This window comes from Ramlibacter pallidus (genome assembly GCF_015070875.1).
In the GTDB taxonomy this organism is placed as follows: Bacteria; Pseudomonadota; Gammaproteobacteria; order Burkholderiales; family Burkholderiaceae_C; genus Ramlibacter; species Ramlibacter pallidus.
Window position 1 is genome coordinate 165,568 of the sequence record NZ_JADDIV010000003.1, and the last position, 21,636, is coordinate 187,203.

The following is a 21,636-nucleotide window of genomic DNA, read 5'->3' on the forward strand; positions in this document are numbered from 1 at the left end:
TCCCAGCGCGATGCGCGAGCTCATCCGTTACTCCCCTGCCTGGCTCGCCCGCATCCTCGCCGGCGCGCTGCTGCTCGCGTGCGCCTGGGTCCAGGCAGAGCCGCTGACGCTGGGGGAGGGCGACCGCTACAACCTGGCGCCCTTCCTGCAGGTGCTGGAGGACGACACCCGGGGGCTGGACCTCGAGGACGTCCTGGCCGCGGAGCAGCAGGCGCGCTTCCGCCCCGTGCGCAGCAGCGGACCCGCGGCGAATTTCGGACTGACCCAATCCGCCGTGTGGCTGCGCGTCGACCTGTGGTCGCCACCGGGGAGCGACCCGGCCTGGCTGCTGGAACTGGCCTACCCGCCGCTGGACCGGCTGCAGGTGTTCACGCGCAACGCACAAGGCACCTGGCAGCGGCAGGTGGCGGGCGACCTGCAGCCGTTCATGGCGCGGCCCGTCGTGCACCGCAACCACGTGGTGCCGGTGTCCCTGCCGCCGGGCGAGTCCACGGTGTACCTGCGCCTCACCAGCCAGGGCACGATCACCGCCCCGGTGCGGCTGTGGCGTCCGCAGGCCCTGTGGCAGAGCGACCAGGGAAGCTATGCACTCCTGAGCCTCTACTTCGGGCTGCTGTTCGGGCTGGGCCTCTACAACCTGCTGCTGTTCCTGTCGGTGCGCGACCCGGCGTACCTGATCTACGTGATGTTCGTCGGCGGCATGGCGGTGGCGCAGGCCGCGCTCACCGGGCTGGGCTACCAGTACCTCTGGCCGGAACAGGTCTGGTGGAACAGCGTGTCGCCGCCCGCGGGCATGTGCCTGGCCGCGACCTTCGGGCTGCTGTTCGCGCGGCGCTTCCTGGACAGCGTGCACGCGATGCGCGTGATGGACCGCGTGCTGCTCACGCTGGCCGTGCTCTGGGCGCTCACCTTCGTCACCGCCGTGGCGCTGCCCTATGTGGTGTCCACCTGGCTCGTCACCGTGTGGGCCCCCGTCAGCGTGCTGGCGCTGGTCGTGTCCGGGGTGCAGGCCCTGCGCCGCGGGCACGGCGGCGCGAAGCACTACCTCGCGGCCTGGACGGTGTTGCTGGTGGGCGTGTTCACCCTGTTCCTGCACAACACGGGCGTCCTGCCTTCCAACGCCTTCACGTCCAATGCGCTGCTGATCGGCTCGGGGCTGGAGATGATCCTGCTGTCGTTCGCCCTGGCCGACCGCATCAACGTGGCGCGCCGCTTCAAGGAGCAGTCGCAGCTGCGGCTGGCCGCGGAGCACGCGATGGTGGAGGCACTGTCCGAGTCGCAGCGCCGCCTGAAGACGGTGCTGGAGGAGCGGGAGATCATCCTGGAGAACTCCATCGTCGGCATCTGCTTCCTCACCGCACAGGGCCGCCTGCGCTGGGCGAACCGCGCGATGAAGGAGATCTTCGGCGCCGACCGGCCGACGTCGATGGAGCCGTTCTACCTCTCGCGCGAGGAGTACCTGGCCGTGGGCGCCCAGGTGGCGGCGGCGGTGGCCAAGGGGGAGGTCTACGAGCGCGAGCTGGAGGTGCAGCGAGCCGACGGCAGCCGCATCTGGATCCACCTCTCGGGCAAGGCCGTCAGCCCCACCGACCTGGCCCAGGGCACCGTGTGGGTGATCATGGACATCACGCGCCGCAAGGAACTGGAGGTGCAGCTGCAGCGCACGATGTCCGAGCGTGAGGCCATCCTGAACAACGCGGTGGTGGGCATCGTGCTGTCGGTCAAGCGCACGCATGAGTGGGTCAACGAGAAGTTCGCGCAGATGCTCGGCTACCCGCGGCAGGTGCTGATCGGGCAGGGCTCGGACTACCTGCATCCCGACACGGAGAGCTGGCAGCGTTTCGGCGTGGAGGCACGCGCGGCGTTGATCGCGACCGATGCCTACACCTGCGAGATGCAGCTGCGCCGGCGCAACGGCGAGCTGTTCTGGGTGGAGATGGCCGGCAGCTGCGTGCGGCCGCACGACCCGGACGCCGGCGTGATCTGGACCTTCCTGGACATCACCCGCCGCAAGCAGTCGGAAGCGCGCATGCGCGACGCGCTGGAGCAGCAGCGGCAGCTCAACGAGCTGCGCTCGCGCTTCGTCGCCATGACCTCGCACGAGTTCCGCACGCCGCTGGCGGCGATCCTGTCCGCCGAGGAAGTGCTGCGCCACTACGGCGACCGGCTGCCCACGCAGGAGCGGCTGGAGACGCTGGACGGGATCGCGGCCGGCGTGCAGCGCATGTCACGGATGCTCGATCGCGTGCTGCTGCTCGGACGGGCCGATGCGCAGATGCTGGAGTTCAAGCCGGGCCGCGTCGACCTGCGCGTGCTGTGCCCGCAGATCGTGGACGAGGCCGGGCTGCAGCACCCGGAAGGCGCCAGCCGGGTGGTGTGCGACGTCGCACCCGACCTGGCGCCGGCGCTCTACGACGAGAAGCTGCTGCGCCACATCTTCGTGAACCTGCTGTCCAACGCGATCAAGTACTCGCCCGCGGGCGGGGACGTGCGCTTCGAGGTGCGGCGCGAGCAGGACGACACGGTGTTCCGCGTGCGCGACAGCGGCATCGGCATCCCGCCGGGCGAGGTGGACCACCTGTTCGAGTCCTTCCACCGCGCCAGCAACGTGGGCGACATCCAGGGCACGGGGCTCGGGCTGGCGATCGTGAAGAACGCGGTGGACATGCACGGCGGGACGATCGCCGTGGAGAGCGCATTGGGCGAGGGCACCACCTTCACCGTGCGCCTGCCGGGCTACCTGCCCGTGCGCACCCGCGGCGCGCAGGCGGAAGCGGCCGGCTAGGCAAAGAGTTCGAGCAGGCGGTCGAGGCCGCCGCGGTGGATGGCGACCATCGCCTGCTCGCGCACCTTCGGCTTGGCGTGGTAGGCGACCGACAGGCCGGCCTCGCCCATCATCGGCAGGTCGTTGGCGCCGTCGCCGACCGCGATGGCCTGCTTGGGGGAGATGCCCAGTTGCGCGCAGGTCTCCAGCAGCATCTTGCGTTTCTCGGCGCCGTCGCAGATGTCGCCCCAGGGCTGGTCGACCATGCGGCCGGTGAGTTCGCCGCAGTTCGGGCCGGAGCGGACCTCCAGCACGTTCGAGCGGGTGTAGTCGATGCCCAGCCGGTCGCGGATGCGATCGGTGAAGAAGGTGAAACCGCCGGAGACCAGCAGGGTCTTCAGGCCCGCGGCCTTGCAGGCCTGCACCAGCGCCTCGGCACCCGGGTTGAGCTGCAGACGTTCGGTGTAGACCCGTTCCATGTCGGCGACGGTCACGCCCTCGAGCAGCGCCACGCGACGGCGCAGGCTCTCCTTGTAGTCGGGGATCTCGCCGCGCATCGCAGCTTCGGTGATGGCGGCCACCTGCTCCTTCATGCCGACCGCGTCGGCGATCTCGTCCACGCACTCGATGTTGATCAGCGTGGAGTCCATGTCGAAGGCGATGAGCTGGAAGTCCTTCAGCGACAGGGGCGGGGTGAAGCCCTGGATGGCCAGGCCGGGAGCGAATTCGGAAGCGGGCATGCCCGGATTGTCGCAGTTCAACGCGCGCGGGCGCGCAGGGCGGCTTCGATGGCGAGGGTGGCCCAGGGCCGCATCAGCGCCGGCGAATCCATGGCGTCCACCGGTGCGGCGCGGTAGTGCGTGGTCATCGTCCGGCCCTTGGCGGTGAACGAGAAGGGCTGGCAGCCGGCGGCCTCGAAGCGCGGCAGGCTCTGGTCGTCCGCCTTGAGGTACAGCGTCTCGCCGACGACGATGGCGATGAAGAGGTCGTCCACGTAGATGCCGTGGCCGCCGAACATGCGCCTGACGCGCACCGGCCCGAGCGCGGAGAGGAGCTCGGCGCAGTAGCTGGCGAAGGCGTCCTTTGGGGGCATGGCGAGAGTCTACCCACCCGCCATTCCCGCACCTCCCGTCATTCCCGCGCAGGCGGGAATCCAGGGCTCCCGCGTTCGGGGTGCGTCGCGGCAGGCGGCGGGCGGTACCGTCCCGCGGTGCCTCGCCCTGCACTTCGCTGTCGCTCGTTCCGGGTGCGCTGGAAGGCTGTCCCCGGCGGCGATCCGGCACAACTCACTGCGAGTTTGCCGCGTGCGGCAAACTCTCCGTTCAATCAAAGTGCCGGAAAAATGTGCACAGTCGCAGCGCTCGATCCGCGCTACGCGCTCTCGTAGCACTGCTTCGCCGCCGGGAACAGCCTTCCAGCCGAGGCCCCTGACTGCGGGCCGGCACCGCCCGCCGCCTGGCGCGACGGACCCCGACCTCCAACACGGGCGCCCTGGATCCCCGCCTCCGCGGGAATGACGGAGTTCAGGCCGTCTCCACCACCTTCGGCTGTCCCAGCGACTTGAGCACGTCCCGCACCATCTGCGCGCGCTCCTTCACCTCCACCAGCGACTTCTCGATGCGCAGCTTGTCGTTGCCGGCCAGCTTGATGTGCCTGTTCTTCTGCACCAGGTGGATGATGGCCAGCGGCTCGATCGGCGGGTTGGGCTTGAAGGTGATGTGGATGACCGTCGGCGCGGCGTCGACTTTCACCACGCCGTAGGGCCGCGCCAGCACCCGCAGGCGGTGCACGTCGATCAGCGTCTGGCCCTGCGGCGGCAGCTTGCCGAAGCGGTCGACGATCTCCTCCAGCAGCGTGTCGATCTGGTCGACCGTCTTGGCGGTCGCGAGCTTCTTGTAGAACGAAAGCCGCAGGTGCACGTCGCCGCAATAGTCGTCCGGCAGCAGGGCCGGCGCGTGCAGGTTGATCTCGGTGGTGACCTGCAGCGGCGCCAGCAGGTCGGGCTCCTTGCCGGCCTTCAGCGAGCGCACGGCCTCCGCCAGCATCTCGTTGTACAGCTGGAAGCCGACCTCCAGCATGTTGCCGCTCTGGTTCTCGCCCAGGACCTCGCCGGCGCCGCGGATCTCCAGGTCGTGCATGGCCAGGTAGAAACCGGAGCCGAGTTCCTCCATCTGCTGGATCGCTTCCAGGCGCTGGGCCGCCTGCTTGGTCAGGCTCTCGATGTCGGGCACCATCAGGTAGGCATAGGCCTGGTGGTGGCTGCGGCCGACCCGGCCGCGCAGCTGGTGCAGCTGCGCCAGGCCGAACTTGTCGGCCCGCGCGATCACGATGGTGTTGGCCGTCGGCACGTCGATGCCGGTCTCGATGATGGTGGAGCACAGCAGCACGTTGAAGCGCTGCTGCACGAACTCGCGCATCACCCGTTCAAGCTCGCGCTCCGGCATCTGGCCGTGGGCGACGGCGATGCGTGCCTCGGGAAGCAGCCGCTCCAGCGCCTCGCGCCGGTTCTGGATGGTCTCGACCTCGTTGTGCAGGAAGTAGACCTGGCCGCCGCGCTTGAGCTCGCGCAGCACCGCCTCGCGGATCACGCCGTTGCCCTCGTTGCGCACGAAGGTCTTGATCGCCAGGCGTCGCTGCGGCGCGGTGGCGATCACCGAGAGGTCGCGCAATCCCTCCAGCGCCATGCCCAGCGTGCGCGGGATCGGCGTGGCCGTCAGCGTCAGCACGTCGACCTCGGCGCGCATCGCCTTGACGGCCTCCTTGTGGCGCACGCCGAAGCGATGCTCCTCGTCGATGATCAGCAGGCCCAGGTTCTTGAACTTGGTCGACTGCGCCAGCAGCTTGTGCGTGCCCACCACGATGTCGATGCTGCCGTCCTCCAGGCCCTTGAGCGCGGCGTTGATCTCCTTGGTGGAGCGGAAGCGGCTCATCTCGGCGATCTTCACCGGCCACTTGGAGAAGCGGTCCACCAGGGTCTGGTAGTGCTGCTCGGCCAGCAGCGTGGTCGGCGCCAGGAAGGCGACCTGCTTGCCGCCGGTGACGGCGACGAAGGCCGCGCGCAGCGCCACCTCCGTCTTGCCGAAGCCCACGTCGCCGCAGACCAGGCGGTCCATGGGCTGGGGCGACACCATGTCCTGGATCACCGCGTGGATCGCCGCGTTCTGGTCCGCCGTTTCCTCGAAGCCGAAGTCGTTGGCGAACTGCTCGTAGTCGGAAGCCGCGAAGCGGAAGGCGTGGCCCTGGCGCGCGGCGCGGCGCGCATACAGGTTCAGCAGTTCGGCCGCGGTGTCGCGCACCTGTTCGGCCGCCTTGCGCCGCGCCTTTTCCCACTGGCCGGAGCCCAGCTTGTGCAGCGGCGCCTCGTCGGCCGCCACGCCCGTGTAGCGGCTGATCAGGTGCAGCTGGCTCACGGGCACGTAGAGCGTGGCCTTGTCCGCGTATTCGAGGTGCAGGAACTCGGTGCTGCCCTGGCCCACGTCCATGCTGACCAGGCCCTTGTAGCGGCCGATGCCATGCTGCGCGTGCACCACCGGGTCGCCGACGTTCAGCTCGGACAGGTCCTTGATCAGGGCCTCGACGTCGCTGACCTGTTCCTGCTTCTTGCGCCGGCGCGCCGTCGGGGCGCTGGCGAAGAGTTCGGTTTCGGTGACGAGGTCGATCGCCTCCTCGACCCACGCGAATCCGCTGGCGACCGCCGCCGTGGCGATGCCCAGCTTCTCGTCGCTGGCCATGAATTCGGCCAGCGAGTCGAAGGCGGGCAGCGTGAGGTGGCTGGCGCGAAGGAAGTCCAGCAGGCTCTCGCGCCGGCCGGCACTTTCGGCGAGCACCAGCACCTGGTTCGGCGAACGCTGCGCGTGCTCCTTGAAGCGGGCCAGCGGTTCCTCGGCCCCGCGCACGACGGACAGGTCCGGCAGCTTCTGGAACACCGCGCTGTCCTCGACGTCCTGCGCGTTGCTGCGCAGGGCGAGCTGCGGATGCTCGTTGGCGCGCGTGTAGAACTGCTCCGCGCTCAGGAACAGCGCCTCGGGCGGCAGCACCGGCCGCTCCGGGTCACCCTGCACCAGCCGGTAGCGGTCGCGCGTGTCCTGCCAGAAGCGCTGGAAGGCCGGCTCCAGGTCACCGTGGAGCACCACCGAAGCCTGGCCGCCGAGGTAGTCGAACACCGTCGCCGTCTCCTCGAAGAACAGCGGCAGGTAGTACTCGATGCCGGCGGTGGCGACGCCGTTGCCCATGTCCTTGTAGATGCGGCTGCGCGTCGGGTCGCCTTCCAGCAATTCGCGCCAGCGGCTGCGAAAGCGCGCGCGGGCGTCCTCGTCCATCGGGAACTCGCGCCCGGGCAGCAGCCGCACCTCGGGCACCGGGTACAGGCTGCGCTGCGAGTCGGGGTCGAAGGTGCGGATGGAATCGACTTCGTCGTCGAACAGGTCCACGCGGTAGGGCACCGGCGAGCCCATGGGGAACAGGTCGATGAGGCCGCCGCGCACGGCGTACTCGCCGGGGCTGACGACCTGTGTCACGTGGTTGTAGCCGGCCAGCGTGAGCTGCGCCTTCAGCTTGGCTTCGTCGAGCTTCTGTCCCTGGCGGAAGTGGAAGGTGTAGCCCGCCAGGAAAGCGGGCGGCGCCACGCGGTACAAGGCCGTGCTGGCGGGCAGCAGGATCACGTCGGCTTCGCGCTGCAGGATGCGCCACAGCGTGGCCAGCCGCTCGCTGATCAGGTCCTGGTGCGGCGAGAAGGTGTCGTAGGGCAGCGTCTCCCAGTCCGGGAACAGCGCGCAGCGCAGTTCGGGCGCGAAGAAGGCAAGCTCGTCGAGCAGGCGTTGCGCGTCGTTGGCGTCGGCGGTGACGATCGCCGCGAGGCGGCCGTCGCGCAGCTCCCGCTGCGCCAGGCGGGCGAGCAGCAGCGCATCGGCAGAGCCGGGCGGCCGCGGCAGGGCCATGCGGCGTCCGGGGGAAAGCTTCGGTAGTTCCATCGAGGGGGAGGGCGGGCGGGAAATGCAAAACACCCCCGCGTCGCGAACGAGGGGGTGTAGAACTCGCTCACACCGGAGCGGGTCTCTGCGATTGTAGTAGGGTGCATAGAATGAAAGGGACGGACATGAACACGACCGCAACCCCCGCCCGGTATTTCGCGCTGATCCCCTGCGCGGGCAACGGCAGCCGCGCCGGCACGGCGGGCCCCAAGCAATACGAACGCGTCGGCGGCCAGCCGATGGTGTGGCACACGCTGTCGGCCTTCGCCGGCGTGAAACGCATCGCGCGCACGCTGGTGGTGGTGGCCCCCGGCGACGGCTTCTTCGAACGCAACCCCACGACCTCGGCCCTCGTGGTGCCCTGCGGCGGGAGCACGCGCGCCGGCAGCGTGGCCAACGGCCTGCGCGAGCTGCGGCGGGCCGGTGCGGTGGACCACGACTGGGTGCTGGTGCACGATGCCGCGCGCTGCCTCATCACGCCGGAGCTCGTCGACCGGCTCATCGACGCGTGCAGCGGTGACGAGGTGGGGGGCCTGCTGGCCCATCCGCTGGCCGACACGCTGAAGATCGAAGAGCAGGGCCGCGTGGTCGGCACCATCGCGCGCGGCGACAAGTGGCAGGCGCAGACGCCGCAGATGTTTCGCCTGGGCATGCTGCGCCAGGCGCTCGAAGCGGCCGGCGACCAGGTGACCGACGAATCCAGCGCCATCGAAGCGATGGGCCTGAAGCCGAAGCTCGTCGAGGCAGGCGGGCAGAACTTCAAGGTGACGTATCCGGAAGATTTCGTGATGGCCGAGGCCGTGCTGCGCGGGCGCGCGCGATGAATCTGCGCATCGGCGAAGGCTGGGACACGCACGCCCTCGTGCCGGGCCGGCGGCTGGTGCTGGGCGGGGTGGAGATCCCCTACGAACGCGGGCTGCTCGGGCATTCGGATGCCGATGCCTTGCTGCACGCCATCACCGATGCGGTGCTGGGCGCGGCGGGGCTGGGGGACATCGGGCGGCATTTCCCCGACACCGACGAGCGCTTCCGCGGCGCCGATTCGGTGGTGCTGCTGGCCGAGGCGGTGAGGCGCGCGCGCGAGGCCGGCTGGACCCTCGTCAACATCGACAGCACCATCGTGGCGCAGGCGCCGAAGCTCGCGCCGCACATCGAGGCCATGCGCACGCGCATCGCGCAGGCGCTGGACCTGCAGCCCGGGCAGGTGAACGTGAAGGCGAAGACGGCGGAGAAGCTGGGCCCCGTCGGAATGGGGCAGAGCATCGAGGCGCGGGCGGTGGTGCTGCTGGCGGGGTGAGTTTCCATAGCCGACATCCCCGCGCAGACGGGGATCCAGGGCTCCCGCATCCGGGGTGCGTCGCGCCAGGCGGTGCGCGGTGCAGTCCCGCTGGTGCCTCGCCCTGCGCTGCGCTCCGGGTGCGCTGGAAGGCTGTTCCCGGCGGCGATCCGGCCAAACTCACTGCGAGTTTGCCGCGCGCGGCAAACTCTCCGTTCAAGCAAATGCCCGGAAATCAGTGCACGGTCGCAGCTCTCGATACGCGCTACGCGCTCTCGTAGACCTGCTTCGCCGCCGGGAACAGCCTTCCAGCTGAGGCCCCTTCATGCGGGCCTGCACCGCGCACCGCCTGGCGCGACGTTTGGCGCTGTAGATGCGGGAGCCCTGGGTCCCCGCCTCCGCGGGGATGACGAGGCCTGCTCAGGCCGTCGCTTCGCGCGCCGCCCCGCGGTTTTCCGACTCGCGGTTCGCGCCGCCCGGCACCGGGGGCATCTGCCGCGGGCGCTGCAGCTTGATGTGCGCGGCGAGGCCGCCGGACGTGGTGTTCGACAGCGCGAAGATCCCGCCCATGCGCTGCACCGTCTTGTCGACGATCGCCAGTCCCAGGCCGGCGCCGGTGGCGGCGGTCCGGGCCGCGTCGCCGCGGAAGAAGGGCTTGACCAGGTTGGGCAGGGCCTCCGGCGACACGCCCATGCCATGGTCGCGCACCTTCAGCAGCACCCATTCGTTGCGCGCGCGCGCGGCGATGTCCACCACGGCAACGCCGGTCTCCGGCGTCTTGCCGTAGCGGCGGGCGTTCTCCAGAAGGTTGGAGATGACGCGGGCCAGTTCGACTTCGTCCGCCAGCACCTGCATGTTCTTGGGCATGTCGACGTTGACGCGGATGTCGCCATGGTCCTCGATCGCGTACATGCAGGCTTCGACGACGTCGTTCAGCACCACCGGCTTGAGCTCCGCGTGGTCCGGCCGCGCGTAGTCCAGGAACTTGTCGATGATGGCGTCGAGCTGGTCGATGTCGGCGGCCATGTGCTCGCGCGCATCGGCGTCGACCACGCTCATCTCGGTTTCCAGGCGCAGGCGCGCCAGGGGCGTGCGCAGGTCGTGCGAGATGCCGGCCAGCATGACCGCGCGGTCCTGCTCGATCTTGGCCAGCTGCTGCGCCATGCGGTTGAAGCCGATGTTCACCTCGCGGATCTCGCTGGTGACCGCCTTCTCGTCGAGGCGGCTGGCGTCGAAGTCGCCGTCGCGCACGCGGCTGGCGGCGAAAGACAGCTGCTTCAACGGCCGGTTGATCAGGCGCGCGATGACCGCGGCGCCGGCGAGCGACAGGGCGGCCGCCGTGATCAGCCAGACCAGCCAGGTGCGGCCACCGACCTGGGAGAACCGCGTGCGGTCCATCAGCATCCAGTAGTCGTCGCGGTCGATCTTGAAGCCGACCCACAGGCCTTCCTCGCCGTTGACGGCACTGGCCATCAGCGTGCCGCTGCCGAGGCGCCCGACCAGTTCGTCGACGATGCGCCGGTCCATGGCGCTGCCGGTGATGGAGGCGAACTTGTCCTTCGGCTCGCGCGGCAGGATGCGCACGCCCTCCTGGTCGGCCAGGGTCTTGATCAGGGACACGCGCGCGATCGGGTCGGCGTGCACCAGCGCCGCGCGGCTGAGGTTCACCAGCGACGCGATCTGCTGCGCCGTCTGCATGGCGCGCGGCTCGAATTCCAGCGCGCGGAAGGTCTGCAGCCACGCCACCACCGAGCCGATCAGCAGCAGCGACAGCAGGAAGAAGGTGCGCCAGAAGAGGGAAAGGCCCAGCCGGGGCCGCATCTCCAGCGGCGCCGGGGCGGTCTCCAGCGGCGCCGGGCTGGTCTGTTCGGCCTGCGTCATCACGGCACGGATCATGGTCCCAACGAATGCTTGCCTGTCATGCCGTGATTGGAGCGCACGCGGAAGGTCTTGTCATCCGCGGCGCCCCGGGGAGGGTTCAACCCGCGCCGTCCGGCACGAAGACGTAGCCCACGCCCCACACGGTCTGGATGTAGCGCGGCGAGGCGGGGTCGGCCTCGATGAGCTTGCGCAGGCGCGAGACCTGCACGTCCAGGCTGCGGTCGAAGGGCTCGAACTCGCGGCCGCGGGCCAGCTGCGCCAGCTTCTCGCGCGACAGCGGCTGGCGCGGATGGCGCACCAGCGCCTTGAGCATGGCGAACTCGCCGGTGGTCAGCGGCAGTTCCTCGCCGTTCTTGCGCAGGGTGCGGGCCCCGAGGTCGAAGGCGAACGGGCCGAAGGAAACGACCTCGTTCTCGGAGGAGGGCGCGCCCGGCGCTTCCTGCGCCGGCCGGCGGCGCAGCACCGCGTGGACGCGGGCCAGCAGCTCGCGCGGGTTGAAGGGCTTGCCCAGGTAGTCGTCGGCGCCGACTTCCAGGCCCACGATGCGGTCGACGTCCTCGCCCTTGGCGGTGAGCATGATGATCGGCGTGCGGTCGTTCGCGGCCCGCAGGCGGCGGCAGATGGACAGGCCGTCTTCCCCCGGCATCATCAGGTCCAGCACGATCAGGTCGGCCGTTTCGCGCAGCATCAGGCGGTTGAGCGCCTTGCCGTCTTCGGCCAGGATGACCTCGAAGCCTTCCTGCGTCAGGTAGCGGCGGAGCAGGTCGCGGATGCGGGCGTCGTCGTCCACCACCAGGATCTTGTCGGTCCGTGCTGCAGCTTGGGTCATGGTTCTCCAGGGTCCAATTTGTAACAGCGCCGATTCTGAAGGCCGAATCCACCCGAATCCGGGTTTTCACCGTTGGCTTTTCACTGTGTTACAAATGTTGCCCCAGCAGGAGCGCAGTGACAAGAGGGAAGTGAACCGTCCCGCGGGCCACGCGTTCTGAGGGGGATGAAGTACCTCGCCGCATCCCTCGCGGTGGCCTGCGCGACCACGAACGTGGGCGCGGCGCCGCCTCCGAACCCCCACGTCGTCCACCTGCGCGAGGTGCTGCAGCAATACCATCCCGGCTCCGCGCCGTCGCCGCGCGCACTCAGCGCGAGCGAGCGGGCGGAGCTGCGCCGCCAGCTCCTGGAGCAGGCGGCGCCGTCCATCCCACCAAAACGACAAGGAAAACGATGAACCCCCGACACCTGCTGGCCGGCTGCGCGCTGGCCGCCGCCGCCATGACCGCTCCCGCCCAGACGATCACCGCCACGCCGCCCCAGAACGTGCTGCAGCTGCAGGCCGAAGGACGCGTCGAGGTGCAGCAGGACCTGCTGACGATGACCCTGAGCACGGCGCGCGACGGCCAGGACCCGGGGGTCGTGCAGACGCAGCTGAAGACGGCGCTCGATGCGGCGCTGGCCGAGGCGAAGAAGGCGGCGCAGCCGGGACAGCTGGACGTGCGCACCGGCAACTTCGCGATCTACCCGCGGCACAACCGCGAAGGCCGCATCAGCGGCTGGACCGGCACCGCCGAACTGATCCTGGAAGGCCGCGACCTGGCGCGCATCACCCAGACCGCCGGCCGGATCACCACCATGACGCTGGGCGGCGTGAGCTTCGGCCTGAGCCGGGAGCAGCGCGCGCGCGTGGAGACCGAGGCGCAGGCGATGGCCATCGAACGCTTCAAGGCCAAGGCGCAGGAGCTCGCCCGCGGCTTCGGCTTCGCCGGCTACACGCTGCGCGAGGTCGCCGTGAACACCAACGAGCCGGGCTTCGCCCCCCGCATGCGGATGATGGCGCAGGACGCCAAGGCCGCGTCGATGGAATCCGCCGTGCCGGTCGAGCCGGGCAAGGCTTCGGTGGTGGTCATCGTCTCGGGTTCGGTACAGCTGCGCTGACCTGCGCCCATCCCCGGGCAGGCTGCAGTCCGACAGGCCAGCCGTGCGCGCACGGCTAAGCTGTGCCGCATGTCCGCTGTCCTCTCCCCGATGCAAGAAGCCGCCACGCCGGCGCGCGCGCAGCGCGCCGATGCGGAATTCTTCATCGTGCTGAACGAAGGTTCCGGCAAGGAGGAGAAGGGCGGCGTGCGCGAGGCGATCGAAGCCGAACTCCAGCGCGCGGGCCGCCGCTACCAGTTCGTCCCGGTGCCGCCGGGCGAGATCCTGCAGGCCTGCCAGCAGGCGGCCAAGCTCGCCAGCGAGCAGGGCGGGGTGCTGGTGGGCGCCGGCGGCGACGGCACCATCAATTGCGCGGCGCAGGCCGCGCTGACGCATGACTGTCCCCTGGGCCTCATCGCCCAGGGCACCTTCAACCTGTTCGCCCGCGAACTGGGCTTGTCGCTCGACGCCGCGGAAGCCACGCGCTTCCTCCTGCATGCGGCGCCCGAGCCGGTGCAGGTCTGCCTGGCCAACGAGAAGGTGTTCCTGGTGAACGCCTCCGTCGGCCTCTATCCCAAGCTGCTCGCCGACCGCGAAGAGGTCAAGCAGCGGCTCGGCCGCCGGCGCTGGATCGCCATGCTGGCCGCGCTGAAGAGCCTGCTGGAATGGCGGCTGCAGCTCACGCTGGACAGCGAGATGGACGGCGAGCTGGCGCAACTGCGCACGGCAAGTGTGTTCCTCTGCAACAACCGCTTGCAGCTGCAGCGCGTGGGCATCCAGGACTACGTGGTGGAGCAGGTGGGGCAGGGCCGCATGGCGTGCCTGCTGGTGCCCACGATGCGCTGGTGGGCCAAGCTGCGCATGGTGGCTTCGGCCGCGTTCGGCACCCTGGGCGACGACGGGCGCATCCAGGCCTTCCCGCTGCGCTCCATCACCGTCAGCTCGCGCAACGCGCGCCGGCTGAAGGTGGCCACCGATGGCGAGGTGCAGTTCATGGAGCTGCCGATCCGCTTCACCGTCTCGCCCAAGCCGTTGCGGGTGATGCTGCCGCCCCTCGAGGAGCGCCTGCCGCCCAAATGACGGTCCTGCTGCACATCTCCGACACCCACTTCGGCACCGAGGAACCCCCGGTGGTCGCCGCCCTGCAGGCGCTCGTGCGCGAGCAGAAGCCGGATGCCGTCATCCTGAGCGGCGACATCACGCAGCGCGCGCGCGCCGCGCAGTTTCAGGCCGCGCGCGCCTTCTGCGATTCGCTGGGCGTGCCGCACCTGCTGACGCTGCCGGGCAACCACGACATCCCGCTGTACAACGTGGCGGCCAGGCTGCTTGCGCCGTACGCCGGCTACAAGGCCTGCTTCGGCGACGACCTGGAGCCGGAGCTGGAGTTCGCCGACGTGCTGGTGCTGGGCGTGAACACCACGCGGCCGGAGCGGCACAAGGACGGCGTGGTCTCGGTCAAGCAGGTGAACCGCGTCGTGCAGCGCCTGCACAAGGCGCGGCGCGAGCAGCTGCGGGTGGTGGTGACGCACCAGCCCGCCTGCGTGATGCGGCCCGAGGACGAGAAGGACCGCCTGCATGGCGGCGAAGTCGCGGTGCAGGCCTGGGCCCGCGCGGGGGCCGACCTGGTGCTGGGCGGGCACATCCACCTGCCGTACGTGAGCGACGTCTGTGCCCTTGCCAAGCCGGCCGCGCCGCGCCCGATGTTCTGCGTCCAGGCCGGCACCGCCTTGTCGCACCGCGTCCGGCATGGCTCGCCGAACTCGATCAACATCATCCGCTGGTCGCCGCCAGGGGAGGGCGCCCCGCGGCAGTGCAAGGTGGAGCGCTGGGACTTCGACCTGGCGGAGTGCCGGTTCGAGATGACGCATCCGTACGATCTGACGCTGGGCGAGTAACCTGCCTTTCCCCGCCCCCGCCGTCATCCCCGCGGCGGCGGGGATCCAGGGCTTTGACTAGGGGGCCGACAGGCCCACCTCCGGCCTCGAACGTCGCGCCAGGCGGCGGGCGGTGCCGGCCCGCAATCAGGGGCCTCGGCTGGAAGGCTGTTCCCGGCTGCGACTGTGCACTGATTTCCGGGCTTCTGTTTGAACGGAGAGTTTGCCGCGCGCGGCAAACTCGGAAGTGAGTTAGGCCGGATCGCCGCCGGGAGCAGCCTTCCAGCGCACCCGGAACGAGCGATAGCGGAGTGCAGGGCGAGGCACCGCGGGACGGCACCGCCCGCCGCCTGGCGCGACGGACCCGGGAGGAATGCGGGCGCCCTGGATTCCCGCCTGCGCGGGAATGACGGGTGTGCGCCTATTGCGCCGCCCAGCCCCCATCCATGTTCCACGCCACGCCGCGCACGTTCTTCGCCGCGTCGGAGCAGAAGAAGACTGCCAGTTCCCCGAGCTCCTCGGGCGTCGTGAACTGCAGCGACGGCTCCTTCTCGGCCAGCAGCTGCTTCTTGGCGTCCTCGTTCGACAGCCCGAACTGCTGCGCCCGCGCATCCACCTGCTTCTGCACCAGCGGCGTCAGCACCCAGCCCGGGCAGATCGCGTTGCAGGTGATGCCCGTGGTGGCGTTCTCGAGCGCGGTGACCTTGGTCAGGCCGACGATGCCGTGCTTGGCGGCGACATAGGCGGACTTCTGGGCCGAGGCGACCAGTCCGTGCACCGAGGCCACGTTGATGATCCGGCCCCAGCCGGCCTTCTTCATCGCGGGCAGCGCCAGCCGGGTGGTGTGGAAGGCACTGGTGAGGTTGATGGCGAGGATGGCGTCCCACCGTTCGGGCGGGAAGTCCTCGATGGGCGCGACGTGCTGGATGCCGGCGTTGTTGACCAGGATGTCGACGCCGCCGAAGCTGGCCGCGTACTGCATCATGTCCTCGATGTCGGCCGGCTTGCTCATGTCGGCCGCGTGGTAGCCGACGCGCACGCCCAGCGCCTCGACCTCGGCCTTCGGACCGCTGCTGTCGCCGAAGCCATTGAGGACGATGCCGGCGCCCTGCCGCGCCAGCGCCTTGGCGATGCCCAGGCCGATGCCGCTGGTGGAGCCGGTGACGAGGGCGGTCTTGCCTTTGAGCATGGGAATCTCTCCTGCGCGCGATTGCTTTACGATGATGCGGCCGAGCGTAATCGCATCCGGCCCGCACGCGCATCCATGACCGTCCCTACGCTGAACTACGTATCCTGCCCGGACGCGACCGGCAGCCATCGCATGGCGTACTGGCTGTGGGGCGCCTCCGACGCGCCGCACCTCGTCGTCTGCGCGCACGGCCTGTCGCGGCAGGGCCGCGACTTCGACACGCTGGCACGTGCACTGCTCGCCGCCGGCGGGCCGGGCGTGCGCGTCGCCTGCCCCGACGTCGTGGGCCGCGGCCGCAGCGAGTGGCTGCGCGACCCCATGGGCTACGGCATCCCCACCTATGCGGCGGACATGCTGCAGATGCTGGGCCAGCTGCACCAGGAGGCGCCGGTGCGGACGCTCGACTGGGTCGGCACCAGCATGGGCGGGCTGATCGGCATGGCGCTGGCCGGAGCGCCCCACGTGCCGCTGCCGGTGCCCCTGCGAAGGCTGGTGCTGAACGACGTCGGGCCGGTCATCCAGTGGGCCGCGCTGCAGCGCATCGGCACCTATCTCGGCCACGTGGGCCGCTTCGAGTCCGTGCAGCAGGCAGCCGATGCCATGTGGCAGGTGTCGCAAGGTTTCGGCCCGCACGCGCCCGAGGCCTGGCTGGCGCTGTCGCAGGCCATGGTGAAGCCGCTGCCCGAGGGCGGCTTCACGCTGCACTACGACCCGGCGATCGCGGTGCCCTTCCGGGCGCTCGACGAGGTCGCGGCGAAAGCCGGGCAGGCCGCGTTGTGGCAGCTGTATGACGGCATCCGCGCGCGCACGCTGCTGCTGCGCGGCGCCCAGTCGGACCTGCTGTCGCGGGAGACGGCGGCCGAAATGTGCCGCCGCGGCCCGAAGCCGCGGCTGGTCGAATTCGCGGGCGTGGGCCACGCGCCCACCCTCATTGCATCCGACCAGGTGGAGGCCGTGACCGGCTTCCTCCTGGCCACCGATACCGCCATCGATGAAGAGCCACACAGCGGAACAGGGTGAGCTGGCGCCGGTGCCCGAGCTCGTGGCGGCGGCCGAACAGGCGCTGCCGCAGCAGGCGCACGCGCTGTCGCGGGCACGCGCGTTCGCGGAACCGCTGATCGCCGGCGAGACCCTGGACACCGGCGAGAACACGCTGGCGCACGCCGACGCCGTGGCCGCCATCCTGAAAGCCATGGGCGGCTCCGAGGCCATGCAGGCGGCCAGCTACCTGGTCTATGCCTGCGCGCACCTGAACAAGCCGCAGGAAGTCATCGCCAAGGCCTTCGGCGAGAGCTACGCGGCGCTGGCCATCGAGACCAACAAGCTGGTGGCCGTGCAGCGCCAGGCACGGGATGCCGGCGATGCGGCGGACGATCCGCGCGAGCAGACCGAGAACGTCCGCAAGATGCTGCTCGCGTTCTCGCGCGACCTGCGGGTGGTGATGCTCCGGCTGGCTTCGCGCCTGCAGACGCTGCGCTACTACGCCGCCACCAAGCAGGTGGTGCAGCCGGGCGTCGCCCGCGAGGCGCTCCAGGTGTTCGCGCCGCTCGCGAACCGGCTGGGCATCTGGCCGGTGAAATGGGAGATGGAAGACCTCGCCTTCCGCTTCCTGGAGCCGGAAACGTACAAGCGCGTGGCCCGGTGGCTGGACGAGAAGCGGGTGGAGCGCGAGCAGTACGTCGAGCAGTTGCGCAGCGAGCTGGAGCGCGAGCTGAAGGCGCAGGGCATCACCGCGCAGGTGCATGGCCGGCCCAAGCACATCTACAGCATCGTCAAGAAGATGCGCGGCAAGTCGCTGGACTTCGAACAGGTGCTCGACGTGCGGGCCCTGCGCGTGATCGTGCCGGACGTGAAGGATTGCTATGCCGCGCTGGCCTGGGTGCACGCGCGGTTCTCGCCCATCCTGGACGAATTCGACGACTACATCGCGCGGCCCAAGCCGAACGGCTACCAGTCGCTGCACACCGTGGTGCGCGATGCGGCCGGCCGACCCATCGAGATCCAGATCCGCACGCAGAAGATGCACGACCACGCCGAGCATGGCGTGGCCGCGCACTGGGCGTACAAGGAAGCGGGGCAGAAGGGCTACGGCGGCGTCAGCGCCTCGAGCGAGTACGACACCAAGATCGCGGTGCTGCGTCAGCTGCTGGCCTGGGAGCGCGACCTGGCCGGCTCCGCCGAGGCCGGACTGTTCGAGGACCGCATCTACGTGCTGACGCCGCAGGCCGCGATCGTGGAACTTCCCAAGGGCGCGACGGCGGTCGATTTCGCCTACACACTGCACACGAACCTCGGGCACCGCTGCCGCGGCGCGCGGGTGGACGGGGCCATGGTGCCGCTGAACAAGCCGCTGGCGAACGGCCAGACGGTGGAGATCGTCGCGGCGAAGGAGGGCGGGCCGTCGCGCGACTGGCTGAACCCGGAGCTGGGCTTCCTCGCCAGCCATCGCGGGCGCGCGAAGGTGCGCGCCTGGTTCAACGAGCAGGTCCGGCACGAGACGGTGGCGCGCGGCCGCGAGCTGGTGGAGCGCCTGCTGCAGCGGCTCGGCCGCACCTCGGTGAAGCTGGACGACCTGGCGTCGCAGCTCGGGTTCAAGTCCGCCGACGACCTGTTCGGCGTGGTCGGCAAGGACGAATACTCGCTGCGCAACATCGAGGTGCTGCTGCAGCCCGTCGCCCCGCCGCCGAGCGAGGACGAGGCGCTGCTCGCCAAGAAGTGGCGGCCGAGCGCGCCGAAATCGTCCAAGGGCGGCGTGCTGGTGGTGGGCGTCGACTCGCTGATGACGCAGCTGGCGCGCTGCTGCAAGCCCGCGCCGCCGGATGCGATCAGCGGGTTCGTCACCCGCGGCAAGGGCGTGAGCATCCACCGCAACGACTGCTCCAACTTCCACGAGATCGCCTCGCGCAGCCCGGAGCGCGTGATCGAGGTGGAGTGGGGCAAGCCGAAGGCGGGTACCGATGCAGCTGTCTACCCGGTCGACGTCTCGATCGAAGCCACCGACCGCCAGGGCCTGCTGCGCGACATCTCCGAAGTCTTCGCCAAGGAGAAGATGAACGTGATCGGCGTGCAGACGCAGTCGGTGAAAGGCACCGCCTGGATGACGTTCACGGTGGAGATCGCGGATTCGCAGAAGCTGGCGCGGGTGCTGGTGTCGGTGCGGGACATCAGCGGGGTGCGGTCGGCGCGGCGGCGCTGAATCCTCGGGGCGTGTCGCGGCGGGCGGTGCCCGGTGCGACACGGCACGTTGCCGGTGTCCTCCGCCCCGCGCGTGCGACGGGGCTCTCCGCTAGCGGCACCGGATCGCGCGGAATCACATGCAGCGCGATCGCATCTGTGGCGAGGATCCGGCTCCGCCGGTCCTCGCCACACGCTTCAAAAATGCAACCCATAAAAGTCGGCACGACTTTTATGGGTTATCATTGCCGGCTCAACGACAGGCGCGTAGCTCAGCTGGTTAGAGCACCACCTTGACATGGTGGGGGTCGTTGGTTCGAGTCCAATCGCGCCTACCAAATTCCATTGCTCCGTCCACGGTAAGGGTTGACCCCCGGACCGCACGCGTGGCCCCTCCCTGAGAATCTGCTGCAACGCAACAGCGCGGGCCGCCAGAGCCTGCCTCCAGAGGAGCCACGTTCGTGACCAGCAAGAAAGCCCCCGGCGCGGCGAAGCCGGCGCAGCGCGTCATCAAGAAGTACCCGAACCGCAGGCTCTACGACACCGAGACGTCCACGTACATCACGCTGGCCGAAGTGAAGCAGCTGGTGATGGAGAACCACCCCTTCGTGGTGCGCGACGCCAAGACCAACGAGGACCTGACGCGCAGCATCCTGCTGCAGATCATCCTGGAAGAAGAGGCGGGCGGCGCGCCGATGTTCAGCGAGGCGGCGCTGGCCAACATCATCCGCTTCTACGGGCACGCCATGCAGGGCTTCATGGGGACGTACCTCGAGAAGAACGTGCAGGCCTTCACCGACCTGCAGACCCAGATGGCCGAACAGTCCAAGGGCCTGACGCCCGAGATGTGGGCCCAGTTCGCGGCCGTGCCGGTGCCGGGCGTCGCGGGCAACTACATGGAACAGTCGAAGCGCATGTTCGAGACCATGCAGGAACAGATGCAGAAGAACACCGAGCAGATGCTCGGCGCATTCGGCCTGAAGAAATAGGACTTCCGATAACTGGGACAATGTGGGGATGAGCGAGATAGCCGTCCCCGAGACCTCCACGACGACGCCCAAGGTGGGCTTCGTCAGCCTCGGCTGCCCCAAGGCGCTGACCGATTCCGAACTGATCCTCACGCAGCTCAGCGCGGAAGGCTACGCCACGTCCAAGACCTTCGAGGGCGCGGACCTGGTGATCGTCAACACCTGCGGCTTCATCGACGACGCGGTGAAGGAGAGCCTGGACACCATCGGCGAAGCCCTGGCCGCCAACGGCAAGGTCATCGTCACGGGCTGCCTGGGCGCGCGTACGGGCGACACCGGCGGCAACATGGTGCGCGACGTGCACCCGTCCGTGCTGGCGGTGACCGGCCCGCATGCGACGCAGGAAGTGATGGATGCGGTCCACGCGCACCTGCCCAAGCCGCACGACCCCTTCGTCGACCTGGTGCCGGCCGCGGGCATCAAGCTCACGCCCAAGCACTACGCCTACCTGAAGATCAGCGAGGGCTGCAACCACCGCTGCACCTTCTGCATCATCCCGTCGATGCGCGGCGACCTCGTGAGCCGCCCCGTCGGCGACGTTCTCAAGGAGGCGCGGGCGCTGTTCGAAAGCGGCGTGAAGGAACTGCTGGTGGTCAGCCAGGACACCTCGGCCTACGGCGTCGACGTCAAGTACCGCACCGGCTTCTTCGACGGCCGGCCGGTGAAGACGCGCATGCTGGAACTGGTGCAGGCGCTCGGCGAACTGGCCGCGCCCTTCGGCGCCTGGGTCCGGCTGCACTACGTGTACCCGTACCCGCACGTCGACGAAGTGGTGCCGCTGATGGCGCAGGGCCTGGTGCTGCCTTACCTGGACGTGCCTTTCCAGCACAGCCACCCCGACGTGCTCAGGCGCATGAAGCGGCCGGCCAGCGGCGAGCGCAACCTGGAACGCATCGCGCGCTGGCGCGAGATGTGCCCGGAGCTCGTGGTGCGCAGCACCTTCATCGCCGGTTTCCCCGGCGAGACCGAAGCCGAGTTCCAGCACCTGCTGGACTTCGTGCGCGGGGCGCAGATCGACCGCGCGGGTTGCTTCGCCTACAGCCCGGTGGAGGGCGCGGCGGCCAACGACATCCCCGGCATGCTGCCGGCGGAGCTGCGCGAGGAGCGCCGCGCGCGTTTCATGGCGGTGGCCGAAGAGGTTTCGGCCGCCCGGCTGCAGCGGCGCGTGGGCGCCACGATGCAGGTGCTGGTGGATTCGGCGCCGGCCCTGGGCAGGAAAGGTGGGGTCGGCCGCTCGTACGCGGATGCGCCGGAGATCGACGGCACCGTGCGGCTGCTGCCGCCGCAGAAGTTGAGCAAGCGCCTGGCCGTCGGCGAGTTCACCCAGGCGCGGATCGTCGGTACCGACGGGCACGACCTCGTGGCGGAGCCGGTCTGAGGCCGGTCCCCAACGAAAAAGCCGCCTTCGAGGGCGGCTTTTTATCTGCAACACAAACAACAAAGCCGGCGGTGCCGGCTTTATCATCGCTCTCGGATTCGAGAGTTGGTGCCCAGGAGAGGACTCGAACCTCCACGGAGTTACCCGCTAGTACCTGAAACTAGTGCGTCTACCAATTCCGCCACCTGGGCATT

General features: G+C 69.5%; 17 protein-coding genes and 2 tRNA genes. 12 read left to right on the forward strand and 7 right to left on the reverse strand.

Annotated elements, in window-relative coordinates:
- Positions 1-10: 10 nt before the first annotated feature.
- Complete coding sequence (locus IM787_RS09920; RefSeq protein ID WP_193676513.1) at positions 11-2,785, forward strand: sensor histidine kinase; 2,775 nt, start codon at positions 11-13, stop codon at positions 2,783-2,785.
- On the opposite strand, the gene serB is transcribed toward IM787_RS09920, so the two are convergent.
- The 3 genes from serB to mfd all read right to left on the reverse strand — a co-directional run bounded on the left by serB (position 2,782) and on the right by mfd (position 7,734).
- Entirely contained in the window at positions 2,782-3,504 is a 723-nt protein-coding gene (gene serB, locus IM787_RS09925; RefSeq protein WP_193676514.1) for a phosphoserine phosphatase SerB, read from the reverse strand. The two genes, IM787_RS09920 and serB, sit on opposite strands and share 4 nt — an antisense overlap.
- 17 nt (positions 3,505-3,521) lie before the next feature.
- Positions 3,522-3,857: a TfoX/Sxy family protein gene (locus IM787_RS09930; protein ID WP_193676515.1), complete on the reverse strand. Its 336-nt coding sequence runs from the start codon at positions 3,855-3,857 to the stop codon at positions 3,522-3,524.
- A 430-nt stretch (positions 3,858-4,287) separates the two neighbouring features.
- Positions 4,288-7,734, reverse strand: coding sequence for a transcription-repair coupling factor (gene mfd, locus IM787_RS09935; protein WP_193676516.1), 3,447 nt, complete (start codon positions 7,732-7,734; stop codon positions 4,288-4,290).
- A gap of 125 nt (positions 7,735-7,859) precedes the next feature.
- Here mfd and ispD point away from each other — a divergent pair, with 125 nt between their 5' ends.
- Positions 7,860-8,558, forward strand: a complete 699-nt coding sequence (ispD, locus tag IM787_RS09940) for a 2-C-methyl-D-erythritol 4-phosphate cytidylyltransferase (protein WP_227494256.1) — start codon at positions 7,860-7,862, stop codon at positions 8,556-8,558.
- Positions 8,555-9,031 carry a 2-C-methyl-D-erythritol 2,4-cyclodiphosphate synthase gene (ispF, locus tag IM787_RS09945; RefSeq protein ID WP_193676518.1) on the forward strand — a complete coding sequence of 159 codons (477 nt, stop codon included), beginning with the start codon at positions 8,555-8,557 and terminating at the stop codon, positions 9,029-9,031. The genes ispD and ispF overlap by 4 nt, the downstream gene beginning before the upstream one ends.
- A gap of 399 nt (positions 9,032-9,430) precedes the next feature.
- Here ispF and IM787_RS09950 read toward each other — a convergent pair whose 3' ends face one another.
- Together IM787_RS09950 and ompR are read right to left on the reverse strand one after the other, a co-directional pair.
- A complete protein-coding gene (locus tag IM787_RS09950) occupies positions 9,431-10,906 on the reverse strand; it encodes a sensor histidine kinase (protein WP_227494257.1) in 1,476 nt (491 codons plus the stop codon).
- 82 nt (positions 10,907-10,988) lie between these two features.
- Positions 10,989-11,720, reverse strand: a complete 732-nt coding sequence (ompR, locus tag IM787_RS09955) for an osmolarity response regulator transcription factor OmpR (protein WP_187076032.1) — start codon at positions 11,718-11,720, stop codon at positions 10,989-10,991.
- A gap of 165 nt (positions 11,721-11,885) precedes the next feature.
- Between ompR and IM787_RS09960 the strand changes: the two genes are divergently transcribed.
- The 4 genes from IM787_RS09960 to IM787_RS09975 all read left to right on the forward strand — a co-directional run bounded on the left by IM787_RS09960 (position 11,886) and on the right by IM787_RS09975 (position 14,694).
- Positions 11,886-12,116, forward strand: coding sequence for a hypothetical protein (locus IM787_RS09960; protein WP_193676519.1), 231 nt, complete (start codon positions 11,886-11,888; stop codon positions 12,114-12,116).
- On the forward strand, positions 12,113-12,820 hold the full coding sequence (locus IM787_RS09965) for an SIMPL domain-containing protein (protein WP_193676520.1): 708 nt from the start codon (positions 12,113-12,115) through the stop codon (positions 12,818-12,820). Before IM787_RS09960 ends, IM787_RS09965 begins: the two co-directional genes overlap by 4 nt.
- A gap of 69 nt (positions 12,821-12,889) precedes the next feature.
- Entirely contained in the window at positions 12,890-13,879 is a 990-nt protein-coding gene (locus IM787_RS09970) for a diacylglycerol/lipid kinase family protein (RefSeq protein ID WP_193676521.1), read from the forward strand.
- Entirely contained in the window at positions 13,876-14,694 is an 819-nt protein-coding gene (locus tag IM787_RS09975) for a metallophosphoesterase family protein (RefSeq protein ID WP_193676522.1), read from the forward strand. Before IM787_RS09970 ends, IM787_RS09975 begins: the two co-directional genes overlap by 4 nt.
- Before the next feature lie 400 nt (positions 14,695-15,094).
- Here IM787_RS09975 and IM787_RS09980 read toward each other — a convergent pair whose 3' ends face one another.
- Positions 15,095-15,862, reverse strand: a complete 768-nt coding sequence (locus IM787_RS09980; protein WP_193676523.1) for a 3-hydroxybutyrate dehydrogenase — start codon at positions 15,860-15,862, stop codon at positions 15,095-15,097.
- Positions 15,863-15,937: 75 nt separating this feature from the next.
- Here IM787_RS09980 and IM787_RS09985 point away from each other — a divergent pair, with 75 nt between their 5' ends.
- The 5 genes from IM787_RS09985 (at position 15,938) to rimO (ending at position 21,442) form a co-directional block, all read left to right on the forward strand.
- Positions 15,938-16,882, forward strand: coding sequence for an alpha/beta fold hydrolase (locus IM787_RS09985; protein ID WP_193676524.1), 945 nt, complete (start codon positions 15,938-15,940; stop codon positions 16,880-16,882).
- The gene (locus IM787_RS09990) at positions 16,854-19,058 is read left to right on the forward strand and encodes a RelA/SpoT family protein (RefSeq protein WP_193676525.1); all 2,205 of its coding nucleotides are present in this window, start codon (positions 16,854-16,856) and stop codon (positions 19,056-19,058) included. The genes IM787_RS09985 and IM787_RS09990 overlap by 29 nt, the downstream gene beginning before the upstream one ends.
- A 239-nt stretch (positions 19,059-19,297) precedes the next feature.
- Positions 19,298-19,374: transfer RNA gene (locus tag IM787_RS09995), tRNA-Val, on the forward strand.
- Between the two features lie 123 nt (positions 19,375-19,497).
- Positions 19,498-20,025 (forward strand): polyhydroxyalkanoate synthesis repressor PhaR, encoded by a 528-nt coding sequence (gene phaR, locus IM787_RS10000; protein ID WP_193676526.1) that lies wholly within the window; start codon positions 19,498-19,500, stop codon positions 20,023-20,025.
- 28 nt (positions 20,026-20,053) lie between these two features.
- Positions 20,054-21,442 carry a 30S ribosomal protein S12 methylthiotransferase RimO gene (rimO, locus tag IM787_RS10005; protein ID WP_193676527.1) on the forward strand — a complete coding sequence of 463 codons (1,389 nt, stop codon included), beginning with the start codon at positions 20,054-20,056 and terminating at the stop codon, positions 21,440-21,442.
- 106 nt (positions 21,443-21,548) lie between these two features.
- Here the strand turns inward: rimO and IM787_RS10010 are convergent.
- A tRNA-Leu gene (locus tag IM787_RS10010) sits at positions 21,549-21,633 on the reverse strand.
- Positions 21,634-21,636 lie beyond the last annotated feature (3 nt).

What these genes read in the sequence shown, in the direction of transcription:
- IM787_RS09980 (WP_193676523.1), bottom strand. Translation starts at nt 15,862, where the DNA reads ATGCTCAAAGGCAAGACCGCCCTCGTCACCGGCTCCACCAGCGGCATC.
- IM787_RS09930 (WP_193676515.1), bottom strand. Translation starts at nt 3,857, where the DNA reads ATGCCCCCAAAGGACGCCTTCGCCAGCTACTGCGCCGAGCTCCTCTCC.
- rimO (WP_193676527.1), top strand. Translation starts at nt 20,054, where the DNA reads ATGAGCGAGATAGCCGTCCCCGAGACCTCCACGACGACGCCCAAGGTG.
- IM787_RS09970 (WP_193676521.1), top strand. Translation starts at nt 12,890, where the DNA reads ATGTCCGCTGTCCTCTCCCCGATGCAAGAAGCCGCCACGCCGGCGCGC.
- IM787_RS09985 (WP_193676524.1), top strand. Translation starts at nt 15,938, where the DNA reads ATGACCGTCCCTACGCTGAACTACGTATCCTGCCCGGACGCGACCGGC.
- IM787_RS09950 (WP_227494257.1), bottom strand. Translation starts at nt 10,906, where the DNA reads ATGATCCGTGCCGTGATGACGCAGGCCGAACAGACCAGCCCGGCGCCG.
- IM787_RS09960 (WP_193676519.1), top strand. Translation starts at nt 11,886, where the DNA reads ATGAAGTACCTCGCCGCATCCCTCGCGGTGGCCTGCGCGACCACGAAC.
- ompR (WP_187076032.1), bottom strand. Translation starts at nt 11,720, where the DNA reads ATGACCCAAGCTGCAGCACGGACCGACAAGATCCTGGTGGTGGACGAC.
- serB (WP_193676514.1), bottom strand. Translation starts at nt 3,504, where the DNA reads ATGCCCGCTTCCGAATTCGCTCCCGGCCTGGCCATCCAGGGCTTCACC.
- mfd (WP_193676516.1), bottom strand. Translation starts at nt 7,734, where the DNA reads ATGGAACTACCGAAGCTTTCCCCCGGACGCCGCATGGCCCTGCCGCGG.
- IM787_RS09990 (WP_193676525.1), top strand. Translation starts at nt 16,854, where the DNA reads ATGAAGAGCCACACAGCGGAACAGGGTGAGCTGGCGCCGGTGCCCGAG.
- IM787_RS09975 (WP_193676522.1), top strand. Translation starts at nt 13,876, where the DNA reads ATGACGGTCCTGCTGCACATCTCCGACACCCACTTCGGCACCGAGGAA.
- IM787_RS09920 (WP_193676513.1), top strand. Translation starts at nt 11, where the DNA reads ATGCGCGAGCTCATCCGTTACTCCCCTGCCTGGCTCGCCCGCATCCTC.
- ispF (WP_193676518.1), top strand. Translation starts at nt 8,555, where the DNA reads ATGAATCTGCGCATCGGCGAAGGCTGGGACACGCACGCCCTCGTGCCG.
- IM787_RS09965 (WP_193676520.1), top strand. Translation starts at nt 12,113, where the DNA reads ATGAACCCCCGACACCTGCTGGCCGGCTGCGCGCTGGCCGCCGCCGCC.
- ispD (WP_227494256.1), top strand. Translation starts at nt 7,860, where the DNA reads ATGAACACGACCGCAACCCCCGCCCGGTATTTCGCGCTGATCCCCTGC.